This is a genomic window from Terriglobus sp. RCC_193, assembly GCF_041355105.1.
Classification (GTDB): domain Bacteria; phylum Acidobacteriota; class Terriglobia; order Terriglobales; family Acidobacteriaceae; genus Terriglobus.
Window position 1 is genome coordinate 1,785,118 of sequence record NZ_JBFUPK010000001.1, and the last position, 23,184, is coordinate 1,808,301.

The window sequence follows — 23,184 nt, forward strand, 5'->3', positions numbered from 1 at the left end:
GGCCACGGCGCGATCGGGTTCAAATCTCGGTCGCGGTCGGCTTCCTCGCCCTGAAACGTGGCCCATGGATTAGACGCATGGAGTGCCGCCAGGGTTCGGATAGCTTCGGCGACGATAACACCGTAATGGCTACGATTCTACTCCCGCCCCGTAACGTACGTGGAAGGAAAGCATAGATTTTGTGACAACTCGGGACAGCCTTTACCGCTTTGGGCTGCCATCGCTCACCCGGACCAGCCGAAGCTCCCGGACTGACCGCTCGGCACGCAGTCCATGCGCCAGTTGCAACCGGCTGTTCGGCTTCGTCGGAACCGTGGGGTCCGGCGGCGTCTCCGGCGGTGCCAGCCCCGCCAGCAAAAGGATGCGCAGAGTCTCCGCAGCCCCTAAACGTACGCCCATTCGCTCAACGGCTGCTCGAATCAACCGCCGCCGCGTCGGCAAATCCAGAACCCGCAGCCGTTCCAGTTCAAAGGCCACACCCTGCTCCTCCGGCAATGTCGCCACGGCACGCCCACCACCACGTACTGGTTTCCCAGGCATTGCAAGCTGCTGGAGTAACCGCGCAATCTCCGGCTGCCAGCGCGCGTGCTCCTCGCGAGCCAGTTCGGCTATGGCCGAAAGTGTCGCACCGATGGACGGGTTAAACTCTCGCAACAAAGGCATCAGCACCCCGCGAACACGGTTCCGCGTATACACCGTAGAGGCATTGGTGGAATCCTCGCACCACTTCTGGTCGCGGTTTTTCAGAAACGCCAGCACATCCTGTCTCGACGCAGGCAGCAAGGGCCGAATAAGCCTGCCGGAAGCGCGCTCCATCATCGGCGAAATTCCACCCAGCCCCTCTGTCCATGCACCGCGAATCAGTTTCATCATCACGGTTTCGGCCTGATCGTCCTGCGTGTGCGCCGTGGCAACGGAATGAACGGTTCCCTGCTGCATCAATTGGTCGAAAAATGCCAGACGCGCATGGCGTGCTGCCTCTTCGACCGTCTCCCCCTCCGCCGCAGCACGCGCCGGAACGTCAATGTGATCCACATGCAGCGGAATATCCAGCCGCGCGCAAAGACCGCGCAGAAATTCCAGGTCAGCATCCGCTTCTTCACTGCGAATGCCATGATGCAGATGCGCCGCGGACACCCCAATGCCCAATTCTGCCGCCTCTTCCTGCAATGCCAACAACAGCGCGGTGGAGTCGGCGCCACCGCTGACGGCAACGGCAATGCGCTCGCCCATCTTCAGCAGCGAACGGTTGAGTGGAAGAGCAACGCGAGAGGAAGCAGCCATCCTCTTCATCCTAAGGGGTAAGCTGCAGAGAGGAGACACACCATGCAGGCCATGCGCGACATTCTGCGAACTTCCCTGGCAAAGTCGCTGGATGCCCTGACACCTCTTGATCGTCTGGGAGCCGCATGGGCTGTCGCTGCAGGCCACGGCACAGCCAGCCGCACCACCGTCACCGCCTTTCATGAGGGCACCGTCACCGTCACCGTGCCCGATACAGTATGGCAACGTCAGCTTGAAATGATCCACGGACAACTGCGCGGCGACCTGGCCAGCATCAGCCGCATCCCTGTGACCGATATACTTTTTGTGTTGCCTGAAAACGCCGTCGCGCCACCGCGTCCGGCAGTACCAAGGCCCGCCAGAAAGAAACGATGACCGAGACATTCGATCCGAACGAAGCGCCCGCAGCCGTGCCACACCCTGAAACCGCAGCCGTTACGCTGGACGACGTGCGCCACGTGGCCGCGCTGGCCAACCTGCAACTCACCGCCGAAGAAGAGCCACGCATGCAGCACGACCTGAATGCCATCCTGGAGCACGTAGCCCAGTTGCAGAAGCTGAACACAGACGGCGTGGAACCCATGGCGCAGGTAGGACAACTGCTGCAGAAGGCCCCGGCGCTGGGCGGCAGTTCGCTGCGCCCGGATGCAGTGAAACCCTCCGTGGACCGCACCGTGGTGATGGAAGAAGCACCGGACACCGATGGCCGCTTCTTCAAAGTGCCCAAGGTAATTGAACGGTAAAGCAGCCCTCGGCTATCAGCTTTGGCTTTTAGCTGGTTCCCTGTCGCCGCTTGCAATACACGATCCAAATCGAGGTCGCCTTGCGACCAACAAGCTAAGAGCTAAAAGCTAGAGGCTAAAAGCTACATGAAGACCATCCCAGAGATTCGCGCCGCCATTCTCAACGGCGACACCACGGCCTCCGCCATTGCAGCGGACTACCTCTCGCGCATTCGTACCGGCGACCAGATAGCCGGGCAGGAAATCAACAGTTTCCTTTCGCTGGCGGAAGAACGCGCACTGCGCCAGGCCGAACACATTGACGAACTGGTGAAGACGGGCGCGAAACTGCCACCACTCGCCGGCATTCCTATCGGCATCAAGGACGTGCTGACGATGGTGGGCGCACCGGCTACCGCTGGTTCTGCCATCCTGAAGAACTATCACCCGCCGTACGACGCCACCGCTGTTGCCAAACTCGACACTGCAGGCGCGCTGCTGCTGGGCAAACTGAACTGCGACGAGTTCGCCATGGGCGGCAGCAATGAGAACAGCGCCTATGGTCCTGTACGCAATCCGCGTGCTCTGGATCGCGTTCCCGGCGGCTCATCAGGCGGTTCCGCGGCGGCAGTGGCTGCGGATTTCTGTTCCATCTCGCTCGGTACGGACACGGGCGGCTCGGTGCGTCAGCCAGCAGCTTTCTGTGGAGTCGTTGGCCTGCTGCCGACCTACGGACGCATCTCACGCTATGGTCTGATCGCCTTCGCCAGTTCACTGGATCGCGTTGGCCCCATGGCGCATTCCGTGCAGGACATCGCCACCGTGCTGGGCATTCTTGCAGGCCCGGACACCATGGACTCCACCAGTTCGCAGGAACCGCTGAGCGACTACGTTGCGGAATCGAAGAAGCCTGTCGCAGGTATGACTATTGGTGTTCCGAAGGAATACTTCGCAGAGGGTCTGGATGCAGAGATCCGCGCCGCGGTGGAAAAGGTCATCGAAGACCTGAAGTCACAGGGCTGCACCATCAAACCAATCAGCCTGCCGCATACGGAATACGCCGTGCCCACGTACTACGTGTTGGCCACAGCGGAAGCCAGCAGCAATCTTTCGCGCTTTGACGGTGTGCGTTACGGGCATCGCACGGACAACCCCAGGAACCTCTCCACGCTGTACCGCGAGAGCCGCGAAGAAGGCTTCGGCGCAGAGGTCAAGCGCCGCATCCTGCTCGGCACGTATTCGCTTTCGGCGGGTTATTACGATGCGTACTACCGCAAAGCGCAGCAGGTACGCACGCTCATCGCGCAGGATTTTGTAAAAGCATTCGCCGATGTGGACGCCATCGTTGCTCCCATGACGCCCACACCCGCATGGAAGCTGGGCGAAATGGCAGACGATCCCATCAGCATGTATCTTGCGGACATCTACACGGTGGCTGCATCGCTGGCGGGCATCTGCGGCATCAGTGTTCCCTGCGGTGAAACGAAGGATGGGTTGCCTATCGGCGTGCAACTACTTGCAGGACACTTCCAGGAAGGAAAACTCCTGCGGGTTGCCCAGGCCGTGGAAGATACGCAGAAGAACCGCAAATAAAACATTTACAACCTCATCAACATCCTGCGCTCGCGATTTCCACATCGCGGGCGCAACACTTTTGCAGCACCCGTGTTCCTACCAACGTGCGCAGAGAACACGCGAACAGCGTGACGATGACGCGAGAGAGGTGATGTGATGAGCTTGAAGACGACGATTGCGAAAATGATTACAGGCGCGGCCCTTGCCGGTGCGCTGTTGTTTGCGGCACCGCAAAAGGCTGAGGCGCAGCGTGTCGGCTTTGGCATCAGCATCGGCGGACCGGTGTACGGTGGCGGCTATTATGGCCCAGGCTATGTGCGTCCCTATCCTTACGCCTATGGCTATCCCTACTACGCTGGATACTACGGTCCGGCTTATTATGGTCGCGGATACTACGGCCCACGTCCGTATCCGTACTATCGCGGTGGGTACTATGGTGGTCGCCGTGGCTACTATGGCGGTGGACGCGGATACTATGGCGGCGGACGCGGTGGCTATCGCCGGTAATTCGCTAAATTAACTATCTCAACTGAGAGAAATGTTCAGGCCGGTGCGGAAACGCACCGGCCTTGTTATTGCAGCGAAATAGATTTAATTCCTGCAAAGCTACGGCTGTGAAGCCGCACGCTCGCTGTGTCCGCTGATCTCCGCAGCGCGAGCTTCCGCAAACGCCGCAGCGCCAATCAACGCGCACTTGTCTTCCAGGATGACCCGCACCGGCATGGTGTGCAGCAGCGGTGACAGACGTCCCTTATCCAGCAACGCATTGCGGAACGGCCCGGATTGCAGCGTCTTCAGGATCTTCGGCGGAATACCGCCGCCCAGATAGATACCTCCCGCCGCCAGCAGCTTCAAACCCATGTTGCCGCACTCCGCGCCCAGCGATGCACTGAACATCTCCAGCACCTTCGCGGTCAATTCGCACGAACCATCCTCGCCCGTGGTGCCAATGACGAAGTTCGGATCTTCCGTCTCCATGCGCTCGCGCAACCACTTCGGCTCTTCCATCTTTTTCGCGTCGCGCAAAAATCCGTAGATGTTCTTCAGCCCCAGACCGCTGACCACACGCTCCGTGGAGATACGCCCTTGCATCGTCTCCAGCAGGTATTGCAGCAGTTCAATCTCCAGCGCATTGCGAGGCGCCCAATCCACATGACCACCCTCCGATGGCAACGGAACATGCCGCCGTGCAAGGGGGTTCCAGATAAGCAGAGCTTCTCCAAGACCAGTGCCAGGAGAAACCAGAGCACGATGTCCAAGCGCGGATTTATCGCCTTCTTCCAATTCAAAAATCTGATCCGGTCCAAGCTCCGCAACACCATAGCCATTGGCTTCCAGATCGTTGATCAGAAAGATGTGCTCAATGCCCAGCCCCTTGGCCAACTCACGAGCATCCAATTCCCACGGCAGATTGGTCAGTTTCAGGTGACCATCCTTCACCGGTCCAGGAACGCCGAAGCACGCGGCCACCACCTGCTTCTCCACATCCGGAGCAATTGCCGGATCGTCAAGAAACTCCTTCACCACATCCTGCAGACCGGCATAACCCGCGGCAGGATATTTCTTATTGCAGACCATCTGCAACTTACCGCCCGTGAAGTTATACAAGGCAAGATCAACCTTAGTGCCACCTACATCGCCTGCAAGAATCATCGTGTCAACTCCAGAGTTCCTGTCTCCGCATCGCCGTGTGTGCCTGACTTCGGCAGCCGCCTTGCGGCCTCGGCATCCAGCAAGAGTCCAATCTGTCCATTCTCAGGCCGAATCAGTTGCGCGGGAAGTCGATCCGGATCATAACTGCCCAGAAGAACCTCGCGCAGCACCTCCGCCTTCGCCGCGCCCTCGATCAGAAACACCACGCGGCGGCCATGATTGATCACCGGCCATGTCAGCGTGATGCGCCAGGAATCCTTCTGCGGCACATGGTTCGCAGCGACTAAAGTCCCCATGGCATCAATGGCCGAGGTATGCGGGAAGATTGACGCGGTATGCCCATCGTCGCCCATCCCCAGCAGCACAAGATCAAATGCAGGAGCCTCTGCGCCTTCCAGCCGGAAGGTGTTGCGCAACGTCGCTTCGTAACGCGAAGCAGCATCTTCAGGATTCAGTTCGCCTTCCATGCGGAAGACATTCTCTTCGGCCAACGGCACCTTGCTCAGCAACTGTTCGCGCGTCATGCGATAGTTGGAATCCGCGTGATCTGCCGGCACACAGCGCTCATCCACCCAGTAAAGACGCAGCTTTCCCCAGTCAATCTGTGATCGAAACGGTTCCTCTGCCAGCATCGAAAACATGCGCTTCGGCGTGCTGCCACCGCTGATAGCGATGCGTGCAATCCCACGCGCAGCAACGCCGTCCGCAGCGTATTTTGTGAAAACCTCCGCTGCGGCCTGGGCCAGGCGTTCTGGGGAGTCGTAGACGAGATAGTCGGCGATGGTTTTTCGTGGCATGGTGTTTCCTTCTTCTGCGATGCCCGGGCGAAAGCCCGTCGTGATGTTGCAGGATTTCAGGAGCTGAACGCTACTGCTCCCCCTGTTTGTCTTCTCTACGATGCTCTATAGCGGTGCAACGGTACAAACGAAAGGGCGCCGAATGAATCGGCGCCCTTTCTTACTTCGTTCCGGCTTAAGCCTGCCAGGCGCGGCCATCGCGCTCCAGCAGTTCATCCGCTTCCTTCGGTCCCCACGAACCAGCATCGTAGTTCGGGAAGTTCTTCTTCTGCGCCTTCCACGCTTCGAGGATCGGCGTCATCAGGGCCCAGGTGGTTTCCACACCTTCACGCTCAGCAAAGAGCGTTCCATCACCCAGCATGGCATCCAGCAGCAGACGCTCATAGCCGTTGGCGGACGACTTACCGAAAGCATCGGCATAGGAGAAATTCATGTTCACCTGTGCGATGTTCGTCGTCGGTCCCGGGATCTTGGCACCAAACTTCAGCTTGATGCCGTCATCCGGCTGAATGCGCAGCGTCAGCACGTTCGGCTCAAGCTGTTCCGCGCCAGCGCCAGAACCCTGGAAGATGTGCAGCGGAGGACGCTTGAAGGTGATGACCACTTCCGTCACACGCGTCTTCAGGCGCTTGCCAGCGCGAATGTAGAAGGGCACACCGGCCCAGCGCCAGTTGTCGATCTCCAGCTTCATCGCGGCAAATGTCTCGGTCTGCGATTCCGGATTCACGCGGTCTTCCTGGCGATAACCCTTCACTTCCTGGCCATCGACTGTGCCCGGGCCATACTGACCACGCGCCGTGTTCTCTACAGGGATGGGGCTGATCGCCTTCCAGACCTTCAGCTTCTCGATGCGCACAGGAGCCGACTCAAAGACGTCTGGCGGTTCCATAGCGACGAAGCTGAGCACTTCCATCACATGGTTCTGCAGAACGTCACGCAGAGCGCCAGCGGCCTCGTAGAACGGTCCGCGGCCTTCAATGCCGATGGATTCCGCAGCGGTGATCTGCACGCTGTCAATGTAATTGCGGTTCCAGATGGGCTCAAAAATGCCATTGCCGAAGCGGAAGACGAGGATGTTCTGTACCGTCTCCTTGCCCAGGTAATGGTCAATGCGGAAGATCTGGTCTTCCTTGAGCACTTCGTTGATCTCAGAGTTGAGCTTCTTCGCGCTCTCCAGATCGGTGCCAAAGGGCTTCTCGATGATGACGCGGACCCAGTGGTCGCCGTCTTCGCCGGTCATGCCATGATCGCCCAGGCGATGCGTGATGTCCGCAAAGAACTCAGGAGCAACAGCCAGATAGAAGAGGCGGTTGCCCTTGGTGCCGAACTGTTTGTCGAGGTCGGCGAGATACGCCTTCAGCTTCTCAAAACCTTCATCGTTGTCGAACTCGGTGGCAAAGTACTTCACACGGTCAATGAACTTGCCGAGCTTCTCTTCCTTCTCATCGACGCCGCCGCCCTTCAGGATGCCGTCCTTCATGTCCGGCGCAAAGGTGGCAGAAAGGTCGCGGCGGGCAACGCCGACAACCGCGAAATTTTCAGGCAGCAGATTCGCCTGCTCCAGGTGATAGAGAGCGGGCAGCAGCTTACGCTTCGTCAGGTCGCCCGAAGCGCCAAAAATCACAACGATGCAAGGCTCCGGAATGCTTTCCTTGCACTTGTTCGCTTCCACCTGCTCCGGGGAAACATTGATACCGGTTGTTGCCATGGGTTTCAATCCTTCTTCAATTCTTGCTGCGAAAGGCCGCCGCAGTCTTAACTTCATTGTTAGAGCGCACGGCGGCCCCGCAGGATTCATGGGAATGCGCCCGGAACACTGCTCCGGAGGAAGAAAAACTACTCCTTCTTCATGGCGTGACCGCCAAAGGCATTGCGCATCACGGACAGCATCTTGTCCGTCAGATTGTCCGTTTCACGCGAACGGATGCGGCGAATCAGCGACTCCGTGATAATCGGCGCGGAAACGTTCAGGTCGATTGCCTCAAACACCGTCCAGCGGCCTTCACCGGAATCCGGAACGAACGGCGCAATGCCCTTCAGTTCAGGGTTGGCCTTCAACGCTTCAGCAGTCAGGTCCAGCAGCCACGAACGAACCACCGAACCGTGCTGCCAGATCTCTGCGATCTGCGCATTGTCCAGGTTCAGTTCCTTCTTCGCTTCGAAGATGGCAAAGCCTTCTGCGAATGCCTGCATCATGCCGTACTCAATGCCGTTGTGCACCATCTTGACGAAGTGGCCTGCGCCGCTCGGTCCGGTGCGTCCCCAGCCCTTGTCGGGTGCGGGAGCAAGCGTCTCGAAGATGGGGCGAAGCTTCTCAACGATTTCCTCGTCGCCGCCAATCATCATCGAATAGCCTTCCTTCAGGCCCCAGACGCCGCCGGACGTACCCACGTCGACAAACTCAAAACCTTCCGCCTTCAACTCACCGTGACGACGAATGGAGTCCTTGTAGTTCGAATTGCCGCCGTCAATGAAGATGTCGCCCTTCTGCATGAGGGGCTTCAGCCTCTCAACGGTGGTGTCGACGGGCTTGCCTTCCGGCACCATGATCCAGATGGCGCGGGGCGTCTGCAGATTCTTAACCAGGTCTTCCAGCGAATCCACGCCCACCGAACCGGCTGCGGTCAGCTTTGCCGTGGCTTCCTTGTTGAAGTCAAAGCCCACCACTTTGTGGCCACCCTGGCGAAGACGCTCCGCCATGTTGCCGCCCATTTTTCCCAGGCCAATCAGACCAATTTCCATGTGACTTTTCCTCTCGTACAGATCCTGCTTGGTAAGCGGAAGAGCCGGATTGCTCCGGCCCTTCCTGTAGCTCTCCGCGAAACGTTACTTCGCGATGGCTGCCTGCGCAGCCTTGACGATGTTTTCCGGCGTGAATCCGAAGTGCGCCAGCACTTCCGGTCCAGGTGCCGAACCGCCGAAGTGGTCCAGTCCGACAACGGAACCGTCGCGGCCCACGTACTTCCACCAGCCCTGCGTTGCGCCGGCTTCCACAGCCACCTTCGCCACACCGTGCGGGAAGATGCTTGCCTTGTACTCTTCCGTCTGCTCTTCGAAGAGGTGGAAGCTGGGCATGGAGACCACGCGAGCCTTGATGCCAGCCTTCTCCAGTTCCGGCAGAGTCTTCAGCACCAGCGATACTTCCGAACCAGTGGCTGCAATGATGACATCCGGGTTCGCCACGTCGACCAGCACATAAGCGCCCTTGCGAACTCCGTCCCACAGCGTGGGGTACTTCGCAACGTCCAGCACCGGCAGATCCTGACGCGACAGCGCCATGAACGAAGCCGACTTGCGCTCCACCATCAACTGGTAGCAGACCGCGGTCTCGTTCGCGTCCGCCGGACGGAAGTCCGTGAGCTGCGGAATCGCGCGGAGGCTCATCAGGTGCTCTACCGGCTGATGCGTCGGACCATCTGCACCCAGCGCGATCGAATCGTGCGTGAATACGAACAGCGAGTGCGTGCTCATCAGAGCGGCGAGGCGCATGGCGTTACGCGCATAGTCGCTGAACACGAAGAAAGTGGAGCCAAACGGAATCAGGCCACCATGAGCCGCCATACCGTTCACCGCTGCGCACATGCCGAACTCGCGCACGCCGAAGAAAATGTTGCGGCCCTTCGGGTCGTCGTGGAACGAAGGCGAGTTGTTGAAGATGGTCTTCGTCGACGAGGTAAGGTCGGCCGCGCCGCCAATCAGTTCCGGCAGAGCGTCGCCCAACGCCTGCAGAACCACCTGTCCAGCAGTACGGGTAGCAATCGCCTTTTCCGTGGGGAAAGGCTTGATGTTCTTGTTGTAGTCGGCGGGCAGTTCTGCCTTCGCCGTGCGCGTAAACTGCGACGCCAGTTCCGGGTGAGCAGCCTTGTACTTGGCAAACAGTTCGTTCCACTCCGACTGCTCTTTCTGTCCCTTGGGAACAGCCGAGCGCCAGTCATCCAGTGCAGCCTGCGGCTCAGCAAAGTCCACATCAGGATCGAATCCGAAGAATTCCTTCGTCTTGCGCGTGGCTTCTTTGCCCAGAGCCTCACCATGCACATGCTTGGTGCCAGCCTTCGGCGAACCGTAACCAATGATGGTGCGGATGCGAATGAGCGAGGGCTTCTCGGTCTCCAGCTTGGCGATGTTGATGGCCTGCTGAATCTTCGCGAGATCATTGCCGTCGTCAACATACTGCACGTGCCAGTGGTACGCATTGAAGCGCTCGTCCACATTCTCCGTGTAGCTCAGTTCCGTAGGACCATCCAGCGAGATCAGGTTGTCGTCATAGAACACGATCAGCTTGCCCAGCTTCAGCGTCCCGGCCAGCGAGGAGGACTCGTGTGAGATGCCTTCCATCAGGCAGCCATCGCCCACAATGCAGTAGGTGTAGTGATCGACGATCTTCATGCCCGGCTGGTTATACACAGCAGCCTGGTGCTTCTCTGCAATCGCCAGGCCAACGGCCATTGCAAGGCCCTGACCGAGAGGTCCGGTGGTTACTTCCACGCCGGGCGTAAAGCCATACTCCGGATGTCCCGGAGCTTTTGAATGCCACTGGCGAAACAGCTTCAGATCGTCCAGCGAAAGGTCGTAGCCGGACAGGTGCAGTGCGCCATACTGCAGCATCGACGCGTGGCCGTTCGACAGCACAAAGCGGTCGCGGTCAATCCACAACGGGTCCGTGGGATTGTGCTTCATATTGCGCGCAAAGAGCAGGTACGTCAGCGGCGACAGCGCAATCGGCGCTCCGGGGTGCCCATTGGCCGCCTTTTCAATCGCATCTACGGCGAGCAGGCGGAGTGTGTCAATTGACAGCTTTTCGAGATCGGTCATTCGTTCCTCTGGGTTGGTGGTCGCCTCTCACAGGCGCCGGATCAACGTTTGCGGCAGCACACCGCATCCTTATGTTTCAAAACGCTTCTGCCCCGCGTAACCGTGCATTTACGTAAACAGGGCTTAGCTTTCAGTGTACAGGCGACGTGAAGAAACCGCCTCACGCCCCTTCCAGATTCACTGAGAAGTTATGGCCCAGCCACCGGTTTTCCAGCGGCCAGAACAGCGTCATCTCCAGTGTTCCATTTGTTTCCGCAGGAATAGGCAGTTCTGCCGCAAACCCCGGATAGCCGATCAGCTTTGCATCGGTATTGTGGGTGTTCGCCCATCCATCCACCGTCCACACCACGCGAAAACGCGCCGGGTCCAGCACCTGCAAACGCTTCCCCGCGGGTAACTCAGTAATGGGTCGTGTGATCTGGAAAAATTCCACTTCGCTGCGGAAGGTACGCTCCTCACGCCGCACGCCGTAGCGCTCTTCCACCACGCTGATGCGGTCAAACACGCGCCCATCCACCACCGAACGCAATAGCTTGATGTACTCCGCATGTGCCCATACCAGTGGTTGCGCCGAACCAGCGCTGCGGCCGAAGTACAGTCCCTGTTCCGGCATGTCCGCGTAGTCCCACACCTGCTCCGGCAACATGCCGCCAAAGGAGCTGAACCGCTCAATCGCCTTCACGTACTGTGCGTAATCGCCGCCACCAGCCAGTTCATAGTGCGCTCGCTCGCCGGTCAGAATGGGCCACGCACGCCCCTGCCCATAGTGGATGAACGGCTCGCCATCCTTCTGCTGGCCATAGCCATCGTGGTTGTATCGCCGCCAGCACGCACCATAGGGCGTGTCGATCTTCAACATCTTGTCGATGACCTTCAGCGAATCGACGATCAGCGGGTCATCCGCGCGCCGCACGCCATAACGAACCAGCTCCAGGAAGCCCCCATCCACGATCTCGTTCGCCGCAAAGTTGTAGCGCTCGCCCGGCGCGCGGTTGGCAATGTTGTAGCGGCCTTCGCCGAAGTCGGGATTGTAAAAACTCTCGCCCGGCTTTGGCGGCTGAATACGCACATAGTGCCGCTTTATATCGGGATGAAGTACACCGTCATTTGTAACGGTCCATTCATCCAGATGGTCTTCAATCCAGTCGGCATAGCTTTCCAGAAAGTTTGCCAGTTCCGGCGAATGATGCGCACGCGCCACGTCCGCTGCACACACCAGCGCGGAAATGACCGTAGCCAGCGTCGAAGGCGAATAACCCGACGCCTCTTCCCATCGCTCCTGCTGCGTAATGGGCGCATAGCGCACAAGAAACGCCGCGGCATGTTCGATGAACGGGAACACATCAAAATTTCCCAGCCCATCCAGCTTCCACAAACGCCACGCCAGCATGATGGGAAACGCCACTTCATCCAGCTGAATGCCAGTCCAGTACGGTGTTCCGTCAATCCAGAAATTCTGCGCAAACGACCCATCCGGCCGCTGTGTACAGGCCAGATACACCAGCGCACGACGCGCCGTATCAATGCGTCCACACGCCAGCAGAGCCGTGGCGGACTGGATCATGTCACGTGTCCACACCAGGTGGTAGCCGCCCAGATCGTCATCGCCCTTCGCATTGCCCCACGGAATCGAGGCCGATGCGATGAACGCGCCGGAGTACGTCTTGTCCTCATGCGCCAGGATCGTGTTGTGGCTGATGCGCATCAGGCGACCGTTGTCATGCGATGCCGCAGCCAACCGTTCCGGCGAAGCCGCGCGATGCCACTGTTCCACAAATCGCTTCACATGCAGTTCATATGGCACCGAAAGCGACTGCATCATGCCTGCCAGCGCCGCGTGATAGCCATCGCCAAACGCGATCGCCAGTGTGAATTCGCGGTTACGAGCTACATCAATTTCGCCTGTCACGGCAATGTTGCCATCCAGCGCCTGCCCAAACTCCCAGTCCATCCGCATGTTGCCGGACAGGTCCTGATAGCCGTCGCTCGCACCCACATAACCGCAGGAGGTGCGTGTGAATCCGCAATCCACCCCCATCGCCAGCGACGTGCTTTCTTTCCACGCCAGGATCGCGCGCCGTCCTGCCACTTCAATGGATCGTGCGCTGTTCCCTGCGCCGCCACCGTTCAAATGCGGAGCCAGCAGCGCATAGCACTTCAGGCGTGACAGAACGCTCTCTTCACCTTCAATCTTCACGTGCATCAGCACCACGGGATGATGCGGATCGCAGACGAATTCCTTCGTCACCGTGTAGCGTCCGCCCAGGTCGCTGGCCACCACGCGTACCGCCAGCGCATCCGGGTCAATGTAATGAAAATCAAACTCGAAATCGCGCTTTTCTTCATGCACGAACGTCTCGCCGTCCGTGAAGATCAGCTCCATGTCCCGTGTCTGCGGGCGATCAATAGTCGGATAGTAAATTTCGTTCAGAATGCCGTGCGAGATGGTGTACCAGACACGACTGGATGCAGCGTACGCGGTACACACGGCATCTTTCTTACTGGAAGTCCAGCGCGCCTCCAGCCCGGGTGCGCCAAAAGCAGGGCCTTGATCGTTCAGCCACCGGTATGCAGCGGTCAATGCGTTCATGCTGCTCCCATTACACCCTACCCGGCGCGGCATGTACACGGCTGAACCCGCTCTGACATGGGAAATATCGACAGTTGCGCCGCTTTCCGTAATCCACAACACAACCGCGCATCCACTCCGAGCACACCGGCATCCAACCTTAGCGCGCAAGCCGTGTGTTGCCCATTATGAACCCGGGTGTTTCATAATGGACGCACCAACAAGTTTCCCCGAGACAGAGCAACACCCAAGGAGAAGAACACCGTGCCTTTCGAACTTCCGCCACTTCCCTACGCGTATAACGGCCTGGAGCCGCACATTGACGAAGCGACCATGAAGCTTCACCACGACAAGCACCACGCCACCTATGTGAACAATCTGAACGGCGCGGTGGAGAAGCATCCCGAACTCGGAACCAAGTCCGTCGACGATCTGCTGAAGGACCTGAATGCCATCCCGGAAGATGTGCGCGGCGTCGTCCGCAACAACGGCGGCGGCCACTCCAACCACACCATGTTCTGGGAGATCATGACGCCCAACGGCGGAGGCGCTCCCACGGGCGCGATCGCTGACCAGATCAAGGCCGATTTCGGCGACTTCGAAGCCTTCAAGAAGACCTTCAACGAAACCACCGCAAAGCAGTTCGGCAGCGGCTGGGGATGGCTCATCTTCAAGGGCGGCAAGCTCACCATCGTCACCACGCCCAACCAGGACAGCCCCATCTCCACCGGCAGCTATCCCATCCTGGGCAACGACGTTTGGGAGCACGCCTACTACCTGAACTACCAGAACCGTCGCCCTGACTACCTGGCCGCATGGTGGAACACCGTGAACTGGGAAGAAATCAACAAGCGCTTCGAAAAGGCAAAGAACTATTAGTTCATTTACTTAACAAACATGAAAGGCCGCGAGCAATCGCGGCCTTTTCAATCACGGCGAAGCTCATACGACCGCAGGTCGTCATCCTGAGCGAAGCCGAAGGACCTGGTTTCCTCGCCTGGCCAAAGATGTCGAAGGGAATCAAAACCATCAAATAAGGCGCAAAATAATTCCATGCCCCTTCTCAACGAAGCGCAAAAGGCATTCCTCGCAAACCCGTTTTACAGCGCGCTCACCACAGCCCAAAGCGCCTTCGGAGAGCACGTTGGCGGAGCGTTGCGCTATCGTCCCGAAATACTTCCCTTCACAGCAGTCGCAACACCGGAAACGAACATCGATCCCGTGCGACTGCGCCGCGACACCGATACCAACTTCATCGGCGTAATCCCACACATAGCGGCAGAAATGCCGGATGCAATACACGCCACCTGCGTGCAAATGGCATGGCAGCCGCGCACGCACTTCACCCCACCCGCCCCACTACCAAATGAATGCGAATTAAGCGCTGCGGAAGCGCATGAGATGGTGGAGCTGACACAGGCAGCCTTCCCCGGCTATTTCCGCGCAGAGACCTATCGTCTGGGCCGTTACATTGGCATACGTGAAAGCGGGCAGCTAGTCGCTATGGCAGGCCATCGCACACGTATGCCGGGGCTGCGTGAGATCAGCGGCGTCTGCACACGCCCAGGCCACACCGGCAAGGGCTACGCGCAGCATCTCATCCAGCGCTTGTTAGCAGATGGTTCGAGCGATATCCCTTACCTGCACAGTGTCAGCACCAACGCACGCGCCATCGCAATCTACAAAGCACTCGGCTTCGTCACAACGGGCGAGGTCGATTTCCTCAAACTCTCGCAGCAGTCTTAAAACGAAGCAAACACGTCACGCGCAGCGGCAATGGTCGCTTCGACTTCCGCTTCGCCATGCTGCAGCGATACGAACGCAGCCTCAAACTGCGAGGGCGGTAGCCACACACCGCGCTCCAGCATGCCACGGTGAAATTTTCCAAAGCGCTCCGTATCACTCTTCAAAGCATCCTCAAAGTTCCGCACCGGCCCCTGCTGGAAGAACCACGTAAACATCGAACCTGTTCCCGCAACCCAAAGATCGACGCCAGCCTTCTTCGCTTCCCGCGCCACCCCATGCGCAATCAGGCTGGTCGTCTCCGCGAGTTGGTCATACAGCGCATCGCCACCATCCAGTAACTGCCGCAGTGTCGCAATGCCCGCAGCCATAGCCAACGGATTGCCGCTGAGCGTTCCCGCCTGATACACCGGCCCCAGCGGCGCAAGCAGATTCATAATCTCCGCACGACCACCGAACGCGCCCACCGGCAACCCACCACCAATAATCTTGCCCAGCGTCGTCAGGTCCGGCGTAATGCCATAAAGCGATTGCGCGCCGCCCAATGACACTCGGAAGCCCGTCATCACCTCGTCAAAGATCAGCAGCGTGCCTTCGCGTGTGCATATCTCGCGCAGACCTTCCAGAAACTCCGGCTGCGGCAGAATCGTTCCCGCGTTGCCCACCACCGGCTCCAGGATCACGCATGCAATCTCGCCGGGATGCTTCGCAAACACCGCCTTCACCTCAGCCAGATCGTTGTAACGAATCGCCGTGGTGAACTGCGTCGTCTCCATGGGAATGCCGGCGGAACCCGGAATGCCAAGCGTCGCCACGCCGCTGCCGGCCTTCACCAGCAGAGCGTCGGAATGGCCGTGATAGCAGCCCTCAAACTTCAGTATCCGATTGCGATGCGTAAACGCACGCGCCACGCGGATGGCGCTCATCACCGCCTCCGTGCCGCTGGAAACAAAGCGCAGCTTCTCAATGGACGGCACGCACTGCATCACCATCGCAGCCAGTTCCGCTTCCGCCGCGGTCGATGCGCCAAAGCTCGTGCCTTTCGTCGCAGCGGCCTGCACCGCAGCGGTCACCGTGGTTTCGGCATGGCCCAGGATCATCGGACCCCACGAGCCGAAGTAGTCGATGTAGCGGTTGCCGTCCGCGTCGAACAGGTACGCGCCCTCTGCGCGTTCCACAAACGGCGGATCACCGCCAACGGAACGAAAAGCCCGCACCGGCGAATCCACGCCTCCGGGGATGAGCGCCTCAGCGCGCTGCTGCAGTTCACGGGAGCGATTCAGAGAAAGTGGCATCAGAAAAAGTATAAAGTTCCCCTGAGAACAGTCCCAGGCCCTGTACCACACGCCGCGCCTGATATCCTCAAAGCTCACGCAGCAAAGAGCGCCGCCGACCGCCTTACACCGCAGCCAACCACTCCGCGACAAAGACGCAAGGGATCGAACGTGAACGCAGGCACCAAGACAACCAAGGCCGCAACTAAAACCGCCATCAAAACGAAGCCCGTCACGTATGCTGACGCCGGCGTAGACATCTCTGAAGGCGACCGCACCAAGCAGCGCATCAAGATGCTTGCGCGCAAGACGTTCAACAAGAACGTCCTCAGCGAAATTGGCGGCTTCGGCGGCCTCTTTGGCCTCGATATAGCCAAGTATCCCGACCCCGTTCTGGTCTCCAGCGCGGACGGTGTGGGCACCAAGCTGAAGGTTGCCTTCGAGCTCGGCATTCACCACACCGTGGGCTGCGACCTGGTCAACCACTGCGTCAACGACATCGCCGTGCAGGGCGCCACCCCCCTCTTTTTCCTGGATTACCTCGCCACCGGCAAGCTCGAAGGCGGCGTTCTGGAGAAGGTCGTCGAGGGCCTCAGCGAAGCCTGCCGCGCCAACGGTTGCGCGCTGATCGGCGGCGAAACCGCGCAGATGCCCGGCTTCTACTCTGAAGGCGAATACGACCTCGCTGGTTTCATCGTGGGCGTGGTCAATCGCGACCAGATCATCACCGGTGACAAGATTCAGGCGGGCGACGTGCTCTTTGGTCTGCCCTCCAACGGCCTGCACACCAACGGCTATTCCCTGGCCCGCAAGCTGCTCTTCGAAGTAGCAAAGTACAGTGCAGACCATTACGTCAATGAGCTGAAGGACAAGACCGGCGCGGCCCTGATGCGCCAGCACCGCAGCTACCTCAGCATCCTGAAGAAACTCACCTCCGCAGGCGTCGTCACCGGCATGGCTCACATCACCGGCGGCGGCATCACGGAAAATCTGCCGCGCATCCTGCCCAAGGGCCTTGCGGCGCAGGTGGAACTCAGTTCGTGGGAGGTTCCGCCTCTCTTCCAGCACCTGCAGACACTCGGCCAGGTGGATCAGGATGAGATGATGCGCACCTTCAACATGGGTATCGGCATGATCGTCGTTGTCCCTGCGGAAGCAGCGAAGAAGGCCAAAGCCATCCTGAACCGCGCCAACGAACGCTTCCACGTCATCGGTCGCATTGCACGTGGCGAACGCCGCGTGAACTACGTATGAGTGAGGCTCGCAAGGCGCGGCTCGGAGTTCTGCTCAGCGGCCGCGGATCGAACTTCATCGCCATCGCCGACGCCATCTCCAACGGCTCCCTGACCGGCTGCGAAATTGCCGTGGTGCTATCGAACATTGCAGATGCACCCGGCCTCTCCGCAGCGCAGCAACGCGGCCTGGCCACTGAGGTCCATGTCTCCAAAGGCGTGCCACGCGCTGAACACGACGCAAAGATGATCGCCGCGCTGAACTCGCATGAGATTGACCTGGTTATCCTCGCCGGTTACATGCGTGTGCTTTCACCGGAGTTCATCCGCGCCTTCCCGAATCGCATCCTCAACATCCATCCGTCGCTGCTGCCGTCCTTCCCCGGCCTGCACGCGCAGCAACAGGCGCTGGACTACGGCGCAAAGGTCGCAGGCTGCACCGTCCACTTTGTGGACGAAGCCGTGGACCACGGCGTGATCATCCTGCAGCGCGTTGTGCCGGTGGAAGACACCGATGATGAAGCCGTGCTCTCCGCGCGCATCCTCGAGCAGGAACATCAGGCCTACCCAGAGGCCATCGCCCGCGTGCTCAGCGGAAAGTATGCAACTCGGGAACGACGTTTTCTCAAACGGTAGTCACGCCGTCATCCCTGTATCGGAAGCAAAGCTCGCCACCAGCGAAGCTCCTATGACGAAGTTCGTCTACCAGCGAAGCTCGTACGGTCGAAGACCGTCATCCTGAACGAAGCGAAGCGGAGCTGAAGCATGCCCTCGAGTGAAGCGAAGGGGACCTGCATTCCTTTCACACACTACGATGCCGGGGGAAAACGGGTGCCCCACATCTCGGCTTTGAGATGTGGGTTGTCATCATCGCTTCGGAACGTTCCCTGTTACCGAATCATCCGGCTCAAATCTGCCGATCATTCCCCGCTTCGCCCAGCGTCACCTTCACATCCATCCTGCGACGTCCGCGGAAAGCTGTCACAGTGACCACATCGCCGGTCTTATGCGAGTTCATCACGCTCGAAATGTCCTGCACATTTGTGATCTCTTCCCCATCAATCGCCACGATAAAATCGCCACCCAGCATCACCGGAGTATTGCCCAGCGCGGCACGCTGTGTTCCGCCCTTCAGGCCTGCGCGCTCTGCAGCGCCACCCGGCAGCACACGCTGAATCAGCACACCGTAATCCGCGGGCAATCCGATCTGGTCGGCGAGATCCGGCCCAATCTCCAACGGTGTAATCGCCAGGGACGGTCGACGTACGTGCCCGTACTTTGAGAAATCATCCAGCACCGCGCGCGCCGTGTTGATCGGGATGGCAAAACCAATCCCCGCGCTCTGATCCGCCCCGTTGTTGCTGGCGATCATCGTGTTGATACCGATGACTTGCCCATGCGAATTCATCAGCGGACCGCCGCTGTTGCCGGGATTAATGGCCGCATCGGTCTGGATGGCGTTATCAATCGCATTGCCGTTGGGGCCACGCACACTGCGAATGGCAGAGATGATGCCGCGTGTCATGGTGCCGGACAGACCAAACGGATTGCCAATGGCAAACACCTTCTGCCCCACCTGCAGATTGCGTGAATCCGCAAGCTCCACAGGCTGCAGGTTCGGCGCGTTGATCTGCAGCAGCGCAAGGTCATGCGCTTTGTCCACCGTCACCACCTGCGCCTTGTACTTGTGCTTGTCCGCAAGCTGTACTTCCACACGCTGATAGTTCTCACCAATCACATGGTTGTTCGTCAGGATGTGGCCCTGCTTATCCAGGATGAAGCCCGAGCCCTGCCCCTGCTGCGGCACCGCGCCATAGAAAAAATCAATTGCAATGGTGGTGCTGGTAATGTTCACCACGCTCGGCGTCACGCGCTTGTACACGGCAATGTTGTTCTGCTCTTCCGTGTCATACGCAGGCTGCGCATTGGCCACGTTCAGATCAAACGCCCCTAGCGGCCCGCTCACATGTTCCATCCGGCTATCGCTCATCGATGGCACATAACGCTGCATCAGCGCAGCGACCGTGCCCGTGGGCCACAAATGCTGCGTCAGGAGATAAAAACCCACCAACAACAAAACAACCAGCAGAATTCTACGCAACTTCATCCAGGCGCCCTCCAGAGCGCACCAAAGACAGGCCCTTCCAGTGTATCCGCGCCGCTACATCGCTTTCTCGGCGCGCTCGGCCGATTCCTTCTGCAACTCTTCCCAAAGCGTTTGCACTTCCTCGCGAAGCTCTTGCAGGGAATCGTCGTTCTCAATCACGAAGTCCGCCATTGCAGCCTTGCGTTCATCGCTCCACTGCGCTGCGTTACGACGATCGAAATCCGCCGCAGCCGCTGCTTCCTCCGCACCGGAAACACGCTGAATATAGCGCCACCGCCGCACTTCCTCCGGCGCAGTCACCACCACAATGCGATCAAAGCGCGTGCGCCACGGAGCAGTCTCCTCCGCACTGGCCGCATGTTTTGTCTCAAACACCAGCGCCGATTCCACCACCGCCACCGCCAGCGGATCCTTCGCTGCGATCTCCGCGGCCCACCGTGCCTGCTCTGCAATCACCAGCGGATGCACGATGCTGTTCAGTTCCTCAACACGGCCTTCATCAAATGCAATCCGCGCCAGCGCCGCACGATCCAGCGCTCCATCCGCCCGCACCACGCCTGCACCAAACTGCTGCACAATCGCCGTAAATGCGGCGCCGCCCGGCTGCATCAGCGCGCGGCCCACCTCATCCGACTGAGAAAGATACGCACCGCACTCGCGCAGCATGACCGCAGCGGTACTCTTACCGCTGCCCACTCCACCCGTCAGCGCGACGCGCAGCATCGCGTTTACTTCACAACCCGCCGCAGCTTCGCAGCCTTCACCGTGTTGTGCATCAGCATGGCAATTGTCAGCGCACCCACACCCCCCGGGACCGGCGTGTACGCGGATGAAACTGCAAATGCCTGCGGCGCAATATCGCCCATCACCACCGAGCCGCGCTTCCCAAAGGTCTCCATGCGCTTCGCATCATCGCCAAAGAAACGGGTTACCTCAGCCGCATCGCTGACCCGGTTGATACCTACGTCGATCAGAACAGCGCCCGGCTTCACCATATCCGCGGTGACAAACCCCGCCTTGCCAATGGCAACCACCAGAATGTCCGCGCGCCGCGTATGCTCCGCCAGATTCTTCGTCCGTCCGTGGCAGATAGTCACGGTGGCATTTGCCGCCGTCAACATCATCGCCACTGGCTTACCCACAATGTCGCTACGGCCAATGACAACCGCTTCCGCGCCTTCCGCGGAGATGCCACTGCGTTTCAGGATCTCAATCACGCCCGTCGGCGTGCAGGGCGTCAGGCAATCCTGCCCCGTGCTCAGACGGCCCACATTGACGGGATGAAAACCATCCACATCCTTTTCAGGAGTAACGGCGTCCAGCACCTTCTTGGTATCCACGTGTTTCGGCAGCGGCAACTGCACCAAGATGCCGTCCACGCTGTCATCCTCGTTCAGCTCGCCAATCATGGCCAGCAGCTCTTCCGTGGTGATGGTCGGTTCCGGGCGCAGTTCCACGCTCCGAATGCCCAGCTCCTCACAGGCTTTTACCTTGTTACGAACATAAATGGCAGAGGCGGGATCTTCGCCAATCAGAATCACCGTCAATCCCGGCGTGTATCCCAACGCTTCCACCTGCGACTTCAACTCGGTCTTAATCTCCGCAGCAATGGCGGTTCCGTCCAGAATGCGTGTACTCATGTCTCTTTGAGGATATCGTGAACACGCCTCGCCATGCTCTTCCGCAACTTCGCAAACCGACAGGCGCAAAACCTATAAGAATCCGCAGGTAGGCGCAACCCCGACGCGCACATCACGTCTAAACCTTCAAATTCTCGGGAGAACCAACGCGGAAGGAGCATCTGGATGGAAATATCCCCCAACGATGGCAAGTTCTCGCAGGACGACGTTGCCGATCTGCGCAATGAACTACTCAGCTCCGGTCTGGATAACTGGCAGGCCGCGGAGCTGATCGCCAGCTTTCTCGCCGCACGCGGCTATGGCGTCTCTACCGAAGGGGCACGCCACATCGCCAGCCATTTAGACGCGACGAATCTTTCCCTTGAAAACATGCAACGCGAACTGGAACAGCTCGCACGACACATGTAATTTTGGGTCCGAAATGTAGTAGAGGCCGCTACTCGTATTTGAGCATGTCCACCGGATCCAGTGCCGCTGCCCGGTTCGCCGGCACCGTACCAAAAACCACACCCACCAGCACGCTGGTCAACAGTGCCACCACGGCCGATAATCCCGACATCGGAATATGCACCGGCGTCAGCAGGTTCACCGTAATCGGCAGCGCAAGCCCCAGCAGCGTACCCACCACGCCGCCGCTTAATGACAGAAAAACCGCCTCCGTCAGAAACTGCAGACGGATCTCGCGTCGCGTCGCGCCCAACGCCTTGCGAATACCAATCTCGCGATAACGCGCCGTCACATTCGCCAGCATGCTGTTCATGATGCCCACGCCCGAAACCACCAGCGTAATGAATGCAGCCGCCGTCAACACATACGTCAGGGAGTCGGCAACCTTCTTCATGGTGTCCAGAATCGCCACCATCGTAAACGCCGTGTACTTGCTGCCTTTGCGATGCCGCGACTGAATCAGCTCCAGGATCCTCTCCGCACCACGCGGCACATCCGCCGGGTCCTTCATGGTGAAGAAGATTTCCTTCACCGTATCCGTTCCCGTCATGTAGCGCGCCACCGGATACGGCAGCAGCACCGTATCATCGCTGATCTCGGACTGGCCAAAAGTGTCCACACGCTGCTTGAAAACGCCCACAATGGTGATGGGGATGCCGCTCAGGTTCAGCACCTTGCCGACGGCCGCATCGTCTGAACCGAAGAGGACCTTCGCCAGCGGCTCCACAATCATGCCGACCTTCTCATGCACGATGGTGTCCTGATCGTCGAAGAAGCGTCCACTCAACACGCCCAGGTTGCGCACGTCCTTGTACCGCGGCGACACGCCCAGCAGCATCACATCGCGTGTCTTACCTTCGCCAATCGAAATCGGCGCATGCACTTCCAGCATGGGCGAGCTCTGCGCAATGCCCGGCACCTGCGCCAGCACCGCCGCCTCATCTTCCTTGGTCATGTAATCCGGCGTGGAGGCGCCATCCGCGCCCACCGTAGCGCCACCGTTGTACTGCATCTCCACCATGTTGGGGCCAATGCTCGACAACGTCTCCAGGGCATACTGCCGCCCCGTCATCCCCACCGTCACCACCAGCACAATCGAAGCGGATCCAATAATCATGCCCAGCATGGTCAGCAGGAAACGCACCTTGCTGGCGCGGAAACTGTCCAAGGCAAGATGCATCGTCTCGCGAAATACCAGCGAAGTCTTCGCGGAACGAAGCGTACTCTCAAACGAAGTCTTGCTGGTAGTCACCGGCATACTTCCATGCTACCCCCTAACATTGGACGCATGCGCCACAAAACACGATGCAAACCCATGTTCCTGCTACG

21 protein-coding genes are annotated in these 23,184 nt (G+C 59.2%); 9 read left to right on the forward strand and 12 right to left on the reverse strand.

Annotation, left to right across the window (positions count from 1 at the left end; translation table 11 throughout):
- Positions 1-201: 201 nt before the first annotated feature.
- A complete protein-coding gene (tilS, locus tag AB6729_RS07460; RefSeq protein WP_371080947.1) occupies positions 202-1,284 on the reverse strand; it encodes a tRNA lysidine(34) synthetase TilS in 1,083 nt (360 codons plus the stop codon).
- Between the two features lie 42 nt (positions 1,285-1,326).
- On the opposite strand from tilS, the gene AB6729_RS07465 reads away from it, so the two are divergent.
- The 4 genes from AB6729_RS07465 (at position 1,327) to AB6729_RS07480 (ending at position 4,088) form a co-directional block, all read left to right on the forward strand.
- Complete coding sequence (locus AB6729_RS07465; protein ID WP_371080948.1) at positions 1,327-1,659, forward strand: DciA family protein; 333 nt, start codon at positions 1,327-1,329, stop codon at positions 1,657-1,659.
- Positions 1,656-2,027, forward strand: coding sequence for an Asp-tRNA(Asn)/Glu-tRNA(Gln) amidotransferase subunit GatC (gatC, locus tag AB6729_RS07470; protein ID WP_371080949.1), 372 nt, complete (start codon positions 1,656-1,658; stop codon positions 2,025-2,027). The genes AB6729_RS07465 and gatC overlap by 4 nt, the downstream gene beginning before the upstream one ends.
- Before the next feature lie 126 nt (positions 2,028-2,153).
- Positions 2,154-3,599, forward strand: a complete 1,446-nt coding sequence (gene gatA, locus AB6729_RS07475) for an Asp-tRNA(Asn)/Glu-tRNA(Gln) amidotransferase subunit GatA (RefSeq protein ID WP_371080950.1) — start codon at positions 2,154-2,156, stop codon at positions 3,597-3,599.
- Positions 3,600-3,737: 138 nt separating this feature from the next.
- Positions 3,738-4,088, forward strand: a complete 351-nt coding sequence (locus tag AB6729_RS07480) for a hypothetical protein (RefSeq protein WP_371080951.1) — start codon at positions 3,738-3,740, stop codon at positions 4,086-4,088.
- Positions 4,089-4,187: 99 nt separating this feature from the next.
- Here AB6729_RS07480 and glk read toward each other — a convergent pair whose 3' ends face one another.
- The 6 genes from glk to AB6729_RS07510 form a co-directional block, all read right to left on the reverse strand.
- Entirely contained in the window at positions 4,188-5,234 is a 1,047-nt protein-coding gene (gene glk / locus AB6729_RS07485) for a glucokinase (RefSeq protein ID WP_371080952.1), read from the reverse strand.
- Complete coding sequence (gene pgl, locus AB6729_RS07490) at positions 5,231-6,031, reverse strand: 6-phosphogluconolactonase (protein ID WP_371080953.1); 801 nt, start codon at positions 6,029-6,031, stop codon at positions 5,231-5,233. Before pgl ends, glk begins: the two co-directional genes overlap by 4 nt.
- Before the next feature lie 175 nt (positions 6,032-6,206).
- On the reverse strand, positions 6,207-7,739 hold the full coding sequence (gene zwf / locus AB6729_RS07495; RefSeq protein ID WP_371080954.1) for a glucose-6-phosphate dehydrogenase: 1,533 nt from the start codon (positions 7,737-7,739) through the stop codon (positions 6,207-6,209).
- Between the two features lie 128 nt (positions 7,740-7,867).
- Positions 7,868-8,773, reverse strand: coding sequence for a phosphogluconate dehydrogenase (NAD(+)-dependent, decarboxylating) (gene gnd / locus AB6729_RS07500; RefSeq protein WP_371080955.1), 906 nt, complete (start codon positions 8,771-8,773; stop codon positions 7,868-7,870).
- Between the two features lie 84 nt (positions 8,774-8,857).
- Entirely contained in the window at positions 8,858-10,843 is a 1,986-nt protein-coding gene (tkt, locus tag AB6729_RS07505; RefSeq protein WP_371080956.1) for a transketolase, read from the reverse strand.
- A gap of 160 nt (positions 10,844-11,003) precedes the next feature.
- The gene (locus tag AB6729_RS07510) at positions 11,004-13,433 is read right to left on the reverse strand and encodes a glycoside hydrolase family 15 protein (RefSeq protein WP_371080957.1); all 2,430 of its coding nucleotides are present in this window, start codon (positions 13,431-13,433) and stop codon (positions 11,004-11,006) included.
- A 243-nt stretch (positions 13,434-13,676) separates the two neighbouring features.
- Between AB6729_RS07510 and AB6729_RS07515 the strand changes: the two genes are divergently transcribed.
- Together AB6729_RS07515 and AB6729_RS07520 are read left to right on the forward strand one after the other, a co-directional pair.
- On the forward strand, positions 13,677-14,291 hold the full coding sequence (locus AB6729_RS07515; RefSeq protein WP_371080958.1) for a superoxide dismutase: 615 nt from the start codon (positions 13,677-13,679) through the stop codon (positions 14,289-14,291).
- A 174-nt stretch (positions 14,292-14,465) separates the two neighbouring features.
- Positions 14,466-15,158 (forward strand): GNAT family N-acetyltransferase, encoded by a 693-nt coding sequence (locus AB6729_RS07520; RefSeq protein WP_371080959.1) that lies wholly within the window; start codon positions 14,466-14,468, stop codon positions 15,156-15,158.
- Here the strand turns inward: AB6729_RS07520 and hemL are convergent.
- Positions 15,155-16,450: a glutamate-1-semialdehyde 2,1-aminomutase gene (gene hemL / locus AB6729_RS07525; RefSeq protein ID WP_371080960.1), complete on the reverse strand. Its 1,296-nt coding sequence runs from the start codon at positions 16,448-16,450 to the stop codon at positions 15,155-15,157. The genes AB6729_RS07520 and hemL overlap by 4 nt on opposite strands.
- Positions 16,451-16,600: 150 nt before the next feature.
- Between hemL and purM the strand changes: the two genes are divergently transcribed.
- Positions 16,601-17,683, forward strand: coding sequence for a phosphoribosylformylglycinamidine cyclo-ligase (gene purM / locus AB6729_RS07530; protein ID WP_371080961.1), 1,083 nt, complete (start codon positions 16,601-16,603; stop codon positions 17,681-17,683).
- Positions 17,680-18,297: a phosphoribosylglycinamide formyltransferase gene (gene purN / locus AB6729_RS07535; RefSeq protein ID WP_371080962.1), complete on the forward strand. Its 618-nt coding sequence runs from the start codon at positions 17,680-17,682 to the stop codon at positions 18,295-18,297. Before purM ends, purN begins: the two co-directional genes overlap by 4 nt.
- Before the next feature lie 271 nt (positions 18,298-18,568).
- Here purN and AB6729_RS07540 read toward each other — a convergent pair whose 3' ends face one another.
- Genes AB6729_RS07540 through AB6729_RS07550 form a run of 3 tightly spaced genes read right to left on the reverse strand, consistent with a single transcriptional unit; the run spans position 18,569 to position 21,408 of the window.
- Positions 18,569-19,768: a S1C family serine protease gene (locus AB6729_RS07540; RefSeq protein ID WP_371080963.1), complete on the reverse strand. Its 1,200-nt coding sequence runs from the start codon at positions 19,766-19,768 to the stop codon at positions 18,569-18,571.
- 54 nt (positions 19,769-19,822) lie between these two features.
- Positions 19,823-20,491 (reverse strand): dephospho-CoA kinase, encoded by a 669-nt coding sequence (coaE, locus tag AB6729_RS07545; RefSeq protein WP_371080964.1) that lies wholly within the window; start codon positions 20,489-20,491, stop codon positions 19,823-19,825.
- A 5-nt stretch (positions 20,492-20,496) separates the two neighbouring features.
- Positions 20,497-21,408 carry a bifunctional 5,10-methylenetetrahydrofolate dehydrogenase/5,10-methenyltetrahydrofolate cyclohydrolase gene (locus tag AB6729_RS07550; protein WP_371080965.1) on the reverse strand — a complete coding sequence of 304 codons (912 nt, stop codon included), beginning with the start codon at positions 21,406-21,408 and terminating at the stop codon, positions 20,497-20,499.
- Between the two features lie 165 nt (positions 21,409-21,573).
- Here AB6729_RS07550 and AB6729_RS07555 point away from each other — a divergent pair, with 165 nt between their 5' ends.
- A complete protein-coding gene (locus tag AB6729_RS07555; RefSeq protein WP_371080966.1) occupies positions 21,574-21,816 on the forward strand; it encodes a hypothetical protein in 243 nt (80 codons plus the stop codon).
- Positions 21,817-21,844: 28 nt separating this feature from the next.
- Here the strand turns inward: AB6729_RS07555 and AB6729_RS07560 are convergent, their stop codons facing one another.
- The gene (locus tag AB6729_RS07560) at positions 21,845-23,113 is read right to left on the reverse strand and encodes an ABC transporter permease (protein ID WP_371080967.1); all 1,269 of its coding nucleotides are present in this window, start codon (positions 23,111-23,113) and stop codon (positions 21,845-21,847) included.
- Between the last annotated feature and the right edge of the window lie 71 nt (positions 23,114-23,184).